This window comes from Kitasatospora sp. NPDC042419 (genome assembly GCF_056437345.1).
On the sequence record NZ_JBWKAW010000079.1, the window covers coordinates 1 to 6,946 of the forward strand.

The following is a 6,946-nucleotide window of genomic DNA, read 5'->3' on the forward strand; positions in this document are numbered from 1 at the left end:
GCGCCACCTCCTCGATCACGATCACCGTCGCCAGCGCGTCCGCCCCCGCACCACCGAACTCCTCCGGCACGTGCACCGCGTGCAGGTCGCTCCCCCGCAACGCCTCCAACGCCTCCTGCGGGAACCGCCCCTGCTCGTCCACCTCCGCCGCGAACGGAGCGATCTTCGCCTCGGCCAGCGAACGCACCGCCTCACGGAGCATCCCGTGCTCCTCGGAGATCCGGAAGAGATCGAAGTCCGCCCCTGCGCTGCCCGCCATTGCTGCCTGCCTCTTCGGAGAGTCCGTGCCACTGGTGGAACCAGTTAGTTACCGTTGAGTAGCAGATCCTAGGGCTCCGGCCAGCGGCTGCCTAGATCAGTCGACGTCCGCCCCGAGCGTGTCGCCGGCCCGGTGCTCCTGGAAGTACTGCGTCATCCGGTCGTTGCGCATCGCCTCCCAGAGCTGGTCGGCCGGGTGCTCGTCCAGCAGCACGACGCTCTGCCCGTCCCGGGTGCCGAACCCGCCGAACGGCGCGTTCATGAACCGCACGTCGTCGGCGCGCAGCGAGCGCAGGCTCCAGGCGAGCTGGTACAGGTCGGTGTTGGAGAACCGGTCGTCGACGCTGACCACCTCGCCCACCGTGCCCAGCAGACCGCCGAGCCTGGCCGGACTGGTCAGCGTGCCGGAGTCCATGACCTTCAGCATCAGCGCGCGCAGGAAGTTCTGCTGGCGCTTGGTGCGGTCGAGGTCGCCGCCGGGCAGGCCGTAGCGCTCGCGGACGTAGAGGAGCGCCTGCGCGCCGTCCATGTGGTGGGTGCCGGCCTCCCAGGCGCGGGCCTCGCCGACGCCCTCGATGGTGCGCGGAATGGTGATGTCGACGCCGCCGACGGCGTCGGTCAGGGCCCGGAAGCCGTTCCAGTCGATCACCGCGAGGTGGTCGATGCGGATCCCGGTGAGGTTCTGCACGGTCTCGGTCATCAGCGGCGGGCCGCCCCAGGAGTAGGCGGCGTTCAGCTTGGCGTCACCGTGGCCGGGGACCCGCACCCAGGTGTCGCGGGGCAGCGAGACCAGGGTGGCGGAGCGGCGGTCGTCGGAGAGGTGGAGCAGCATCATGGTGTCGCTGCGGGCCGCACCCGCCTGCCAGACCGGGGCCTTCGCGGCACTGCCCGTCGTCGGGGTGTCGGAGCGGGCGTCCAGGCCGACCAGTAGCAGGTTGAGGCCGCTCGCCGGGACCGGCCGCGGCTGGGCGGACTCGGGGGCGGTCGGGAAGGCGTCCGGGATCCGGTGGACGGAGGAGGCGTAGTGCTCGGCCGTCCAGAACAGGGCGCCGCACCCGCCGACGACGAGGACCAGCAGCACCGAGAGGCTCCAGAGCAGGACCCGCCGGGTGCGGCGGCGCCGGGCCGGCGGCTCGGAGGCGCCGTCGGGGTCGTCCGGGTCGGCGGGGTCGCCTGGGTCGGCAGGGGCGTCCGGGTCGGCGGGATCCGCGGCGCCCGGGCCGGCCTGCGGCGCCCCGGGCCCCGTACGCGGCTCGAAGAGGCTCAGCCCCTTCCGGACCGGCGCGTCCGCCGGCCGCCGCGCCCCACCGTCCGCCCCACCGCCCGCCCCACCGCCCGCCCCGCCGCCCGCCCCACCGTCCGCCCCGCCGCCCGACCCACCGTCCACCCCGCCACCGGCGCTGTCGCCGCCCGCGTCGTCGTCGCCCGCCCGGCCGTCCACCCGATCGCCCTCCGACTCCATGTGCGCATTGTGCCGCCGGTCACAGTCCCCGCGCGGGGTTTCCGCCGAGCCCGCGCCCGCACCCGCGCCCGCACCCGATTTCACCCGCTCCATCCCGGGACGGCCTGGGCTCGACCCGTCTGGCCGGATAGCATCGGTGCGCGCGGCCCTACCGGGACCGTCACCCTCAGCCCGTCCCGAAGGGGAAACCGTGACCCTCCGCATCTCCGTGATCGGCACCGGTTATCTCGGCGCCACCCACGCCGCCGCCATGGCGGAGTTCGGCTTCGAGGTGCTGGGGCTGGACATCGACCCGGAGAAGATCGCCACCCTGACCGCGGGCCAGGTCCCGATGTACGAACCGGGTCTCTCCGAGCTGCTGCTCAAGCACGTGGCGGGCCACGAGGGTTCGACCGGCCGGCTGCGGTTCACGACCTCCGCGCAGGAGGCGGCCGAGTTCGGCGACGTGCACTTCGTCTGCGTCAACACCCCGCAGCGCAAGGGCGAGTTCGCCGCCGACATGTCCTACGTGGACGCGGCGATCGACTCGCTCGCGCCGTACCTGACCCGCCCGGTGCTGGTGGTCGGCAAGTCCACCGTCCCGGTCGGCTCGGCGAGCCGGCTCGCCGAGCGGCTGGCCGCGCTGGCGCCGGTCGGCGAGGCGGCCGAGCTGGCCTGGAACCCGGAGTTCCTGCGCGAGGGCTTCGCCGTCCAGGACACCCTGCGCCCGGACCGGATCGTGATCGGCGCCCGCGGCGGGCGGGCCGAACAGCTGCTGCGCGAGGTGTACGCGGAGCCGATCGCCGCCGGGGTGCCGTTCCTGGTCACCGACTACGCCACCGCCGAGCTGGTGAAGACCGCCGCCAACTCCTTCCTGGCCACCAAGATCTCCTTCATCAACGCGATGGCGGAGGTCTGCGAGGCGGCCGGCGCCGACGTCACCCAGCTGAGCAAGGCGCTCGCGCTGGACGAGCGGATCGGCGGCAAGTTCCTCAACTCCGGCCTCGGCTTCGGCGGCGGCTGCCTGCCCAAGGACATCCGGGCGTTCATGGCCCGGGCCGGCGAGCTGGGCGCCGACCAGGCGCTGACCTTCCTCCGCGAGGTCGACTCGATCAACATGCGCCGCCGCTCCCGGATGGTCGAGCTGGCCCGCGAGCAGTGCGCAGGCGGGTTCCTGGGCCGCCGGGTCGCCGTCCTCGGCGCCTCCTTCAAGCCCAACTCGGACGACATCCGGGACTCCCCCGCGCTCAACGTCGCCGCCCAGATCCAGCTCCAGGGCGCGCAGGTCACCGTCTACGACCCCAAGGCGATGGACAACGCCCGCAAGATGTTCCCGAGCCTGGCGTACGCCGGGTCGCCGCTGGAGGCCGCGGAGGGCGCGCACGTCGTCCTGCACCTCACCGAGTGGCAGGAGTTCCGCGAGCTCGACCCGGCCGAGCTGGGTGCCGTGGTCGCCGAGCGCCGCCTCCTCGACGGCCGCAACGTCCTCGACGCCGACGCGTGGCGCGCCGCCGGCTGGACCTACCGCGCCCTCGGCCGCCCGAGCTGACCCGCCCGGCCCCGGGCTCCGGGCCGCCCGGCGGACGCGCCGTCCCCTCCCCCGTCTCCCGGCTCCCGTCCCCTGGCGGGAGGTCGGTCGGATGCCTTGTGCCGGACCGCCACCACTCCCACACTGTGGGGGCGGCGGCCGGTCGACCGCCGCGGACCGGGGGTGCCGTGGGAGCCGTGACCTTCCTGTTCGTCGCCGCGGTCGCGGTGGTGGGCCTCAACGTGTTCCGGGCCTCGACCGCCGTGGCCGGCCTGCGCCGGGCCGAACTCGCCCCGCGGCGCTCGGGCTTCACCCCGGGCCCCTACGAACTCGCCTACCTGGCCGAACACCTGGCCGAGACCGCGGTCACGGTGATGCACGAGGAGGGACGCCTGGTGGCGTCCCGTTCGGGCACGGTGACCGTGACCGATCCCGCCACCGCCGCCGAGACCGCGGTCGCCGCCGAGGCCACCGTGGTCCTCGCCGCCGGACCGACCCGCACCCGCGCGCTGACCGAGCTGCTCGCCGACCGGCGCCTCTCCGACTGGCAGCTCGCCGAGGCGGCCGCGGAGATCCGGGACGGCCTGGTGGCGGCCGGCCTGCTCCGGGACCAGCAGCTGTACGCCAAGGCCCGGGCCGGCTACCAGTCGGCGCCCTACGCGCCGGTCCTGGTGGGGCTGATGGGGGCGGTCGCGCTCTGGCAGGCGGACCTGCACGAGGGCCCGGTGGGCCTGGTGCAGGCGGGATTCGGGACCCTGCTCGTGGCGGCCCTCGCCGTCGCCCTGTGGCCCCGCCCCAAGCCGAGCCGCACCACGGAGCGCGGCCGGAAGGTCCTGGCGCGGGCCCGGTCCTCCTCGGCGGGGGAGTCCCCCGCCGTCCTCGTCGCGCTCGGCGGGCTCGACGCCCTTGCGCCGGACCACCCGCTGGCGATCGCCCGGACCGCTCCCCCGGAGCCGCCCGAGCCCGTCCTGCGCGCCGCGCCGCCCGCGCCCCCGTCTCCGTCCGACGCCCCGTCAGGCGCTCCCTCCGACGAGCGGCCCACCCGGTCCGACGCCCCGCGCGGCGCCACCCGCCCGGATCCACCCGAGCCGGGGTGGGGCGGTGTCGGCACCGGCGGCCTCGGCGGCGGGGGCTGCGGCGGCGCGGGCTGCGGCGGGGGGCTCTAGCGAGCGTCCGGCCGGTCCTGGCGGGCTCCAGGGGGCGTCCGGCATTCGCGCTCGCGGCCGGGGCTACCCGGTGACCGGGCCGAGCCTCGGGATCTCGATCGCGGGGCACCTGTCCATCACCATCTCCAGCCCGGCGGCGCGGGTCCGCTCGTACGCGGCCTCGTCGATCACCCCGAGCTGGAACCAGACGGCCTCGGCGCCGATGGCCGCGGCCTCGTCCGCGACCGGGCCGGCGAGGTCCGAGTTCACGAACACGTCCACCACGTCGACCTCGAAGGGGATGTCCGCGAGGGAGGCGTACCCCGGCTCGCCGTGTACCGTCTCCGCCTTCGGGTGCACCGGCACGATCCGCTTGCCGAAGCGCTGGAGCACCTCGGCCACGCCGTAGGCCGCGCGCCGCCGGTTGGACGACAGGCCGACGACGGCCCAGGTGTCGCCCGTCTCGGTCAGGATCCTGCGGACCGTCTCCGGGTCGCCGTACATGCCCTGCCTCCTCGTGTCCCCGGCCGGGGACTCGTCATGCCAAGCGCCGCCCGGGGCCGGGTCATTCCCGCTCGCCGGCGGGCGATCGCCGTGCCGGCGGGCGGGTGGGCGGCCGCACGGGGCCTACTTCGGGTCGTGGTTGAACTTCGCGGTCGACCAGCGGTAGCCGAGCACCGCGAGGCCCAGGCACCAGGCGACGGCGAGCCATCCGTTGTGGCCGATCCCCGTGCCGAGCAGCAGGCCGCGGAGGGTCTCGATGGCGGGGGTGAAGGGCTGGTACTCGGCGACCGGCTGGAACCAGCCGGGCATGGACTCGACCGGGACGAAGGCGCTGGAGAGGAGCGGGAGGAGGATCAGCGGCATCGCGCTGTTGCTCGCCGCTTCGGCGTTCGGGCTGATGAGGCCCATGCCGACCGCGATCCAGGTGAGCGCGAGGGCGAAGAGCACGAGGAGTCCGAAGGCCGCCAGCCATTCCAGGGCGGTGGCGTCGGTGGACCGGAAGCCGATGGCCACGGCGACGGCGCCGACCAGGACCACGCTCATGACCGACTGCAGGACGCTGCCGACCACGTGTCCGACGAGCACCGACCCGCGGTGGATCGCCATGGTGCGGAAGCGGGCGATGATGCCCTCGGTCATGTCGTTGGAGACGGACACCGCCGTTCCGACCACGGTGCTGCCGATGGTCATCAGCAGCAGGCCCGGGACGATGTAGGCGATGTAGGCGGAGCGGTCGGAGCCACCGCCGCCGATGCCGGCGCTCATGGTGTCGCCGAATATGTAGACGAAGAGCAGCAGCAGCATGACCGGCGTGAGCAGCAGGTTCAGCGTGAGGGACGGGTAGCGCCGGGCGTGCAGCAGGTTGCGGCGCAGCATGGTGGCGGAGTCGCGGACGGCGAGGGAGAGGGAGCTCATCGGACGGTCTCCTCGGTCTGGTCGGGGGTGGTGGTGGCGCCGGTGAGGGCGAAGAAGACGTCGTCGAGGTCGGGGGTGTGGACGGTCAGTTCGTCCGCCTCGACGCCGGCGGAGTCCAGCCGGTCGAGGACGGCGCGCAGTTCGCGCTGGCTGCCGTCGCTGGGGATCTGCAGGGCCAGTGCTTCGTCGTCCCGGGTGACTTCGCGCAGCGTCGAGGCGGCGGAGTGGTACGCGGCCGGGTCCGCGAAGCGGAGCCGCACGTGGCCGCCGGGGACGAGCCTCTTCAGCTCGTCGGCGGTGCCGTGGGCGGCGATCCTGCCGTCGTTGAGGACGGCGATGCGGTCGGCGAGCTGGTCGGCCTCTTCGAGGTACTGGGTGGTGAGGAGGACGGTGACGCCGTCGGCGACGAGTTCGCGGATGATCTGCCACATGGTGTGGCGTGAGCGCGGGTCGAGGCCGGTGGTGGGCTCGTCGAGGAAGATGATCCGCGGGCTGCCGACCAGGGTCATGGCGATGTCCAGGCGGCGTTTCATGCCGCCGGAGTAGGTGGAGGCGGGCTTCTTCGCGGCCTCGACCAGGTCGAAGCGCTCCAGGAGTTCGGCGGCGACCCGGCGGCCCTCGCGCTTGGACAGGTGGTGGAGGTCCGCCATGAGGAGCATGTTCTCCTCGCCGGTGATCAGGCCGTCGACGGCGGAGAACTGGCCGGTGACGCCGATCGCCGCCCGTACCGCCTGCGGGTCGGCCACCGGGTCGTGGCCACCGACCCGCAGGTCGCCGGCGTCGGCGGTGGCGAGGGTGGAGAGGACCTTCACGACGGTGGTCTTGCCGGCACCGTTCGGGCCGAGCAGGGAGAAGATCGTCCCTTCCGGGACGGCCAGGTCGACGCCGTCGAGCACGACCTTGTCGCCGTAGGACTTGCGCAGCCCGTTCGCCGCGATGGCCAGGGTGGTCATGATGGGTGCTCCTCCAGGGGGTGCGGGGTCGGCGGCGGTGGGGTCAGATGCTGCGGGCGGTGATGTCGCCGTGGGTGGTGGTGGCGTGGATGGTGAGGGTGGGGGTTCCGTCGTTGTTCTTGAGGGCGTTGTGGACGCGGCCCAGGGTGGTGCCGGCGTCGAGGGTGGCGGTGACGCCGCGGGCGGCGCCGATCTCGATGTC

General features: G+C 74.0%; 7 protein-coding genes and 1 pseudogene. 2 read left to right on the forward strand and 6 right to left on the reverse strand.

Annotation, left to right across the window (positions count from 1 at the left end; genetic code table 11):
- The coding region (locus AC067J_RS43775) for an acyl-CoA dehydrogenase family protein (RefSeq protein WP_478308474.1) at positions 1-259 on the reverse strand (259 nt) is incomplete at its 3' end.
- Positions 260-355: 96 nt separating this feature from the next.
- On the reverse strand, positions 356-1,720 hold the full coding sequence (locus AC067J_RS43780; RefSeq protein WP_478308475.1) for an LCP family protein: 1,365 nt from the start codon (positions 1,718-1,720) through the stop codon (positions 356-358).
- Between the two features lie 190 nt (positions 1,721-1,910).
- On the opposite strand from AC067J_RS43780, the gene AC067J_RS43785 reads away from it, so the two are divergent.
- Together AC067J_RS43785 and AC067J_RS43790 are read left to right on the forward strand one after the other, a co-directional pair.
- Complete coding sequence (locus AC067J_RS43785) at positions 1,911-3,248, forward strand: UDP-glucose dehydrogenase family protein (RefSeq protein WP_478308476.1); 1,338 nt, start codon at positions 1,911-1,913, stop codon at positions 3,246-3,248.
- Between the two features lie 176 nt (positions 3,249-3,424).
- Positions 3,425-4,393, forward strand: coding sequence for a TIGR04222 domain-containing membrane protein (locus AC067J_RS43790; RefSeq protein ID WP_478308477.1), 969 nt, complete (start codon positions 3,425-3,427; stop codon positions 4,391-4,393).
- 63 nt (positions 4,394-4,456) lie between these two features.
- Here AC067J_RS43790 and AC067J_RS43795 read toward each other — a convergent pair whose 3' ends face one another.
- The 4 genes and pseudogenes from AC067J_RS43795 to AC067J_RS43810 all read right to left on the reverse strand — a co-directional run.
- A complete protein-coding gene (locus tag AC067J_RS43795; RefSeq protein WP_478308478.1) occupies positions 4,457-4,876 on the reverse strand; it encodes a CoA-binding protein in 420 nt (139 codons plus the stop codon).
- Positions 4,877-4,999: 123 nt separating this feature from the next.
- A complete protein-coding gene (locus AC067J_RS43800; protein ID WP_478308479.1) occupies positions 5,000-5,791 on the reverse strand; it encodes an ABC transporter permease in 792 nt (263 codons plus the stop codon).
- Positions 5,788-6,744, reverse strand: a complete 957-nt coding sequence (locus tag AC067J_RS43805) for an ATP-binding cassette domain-containing protein (RefSeq protein WP_478308480.1) — start codon at positions 6,742-6,744, stop codon at positions 5,788-5,790. Before AC067J_RS43805 ends, AC067J_RS43800 begins: the two co-directional genes overlap by 4 nt.
- 43 nt (positions 6,745-6,787) lie before the next feature.
- Positions 6,788-6,946: pseudogene (locus AC067J_RS43810) on the reverse strand (DUF4097 family beta strand repeat-containing protein); the annotation flags it as partial.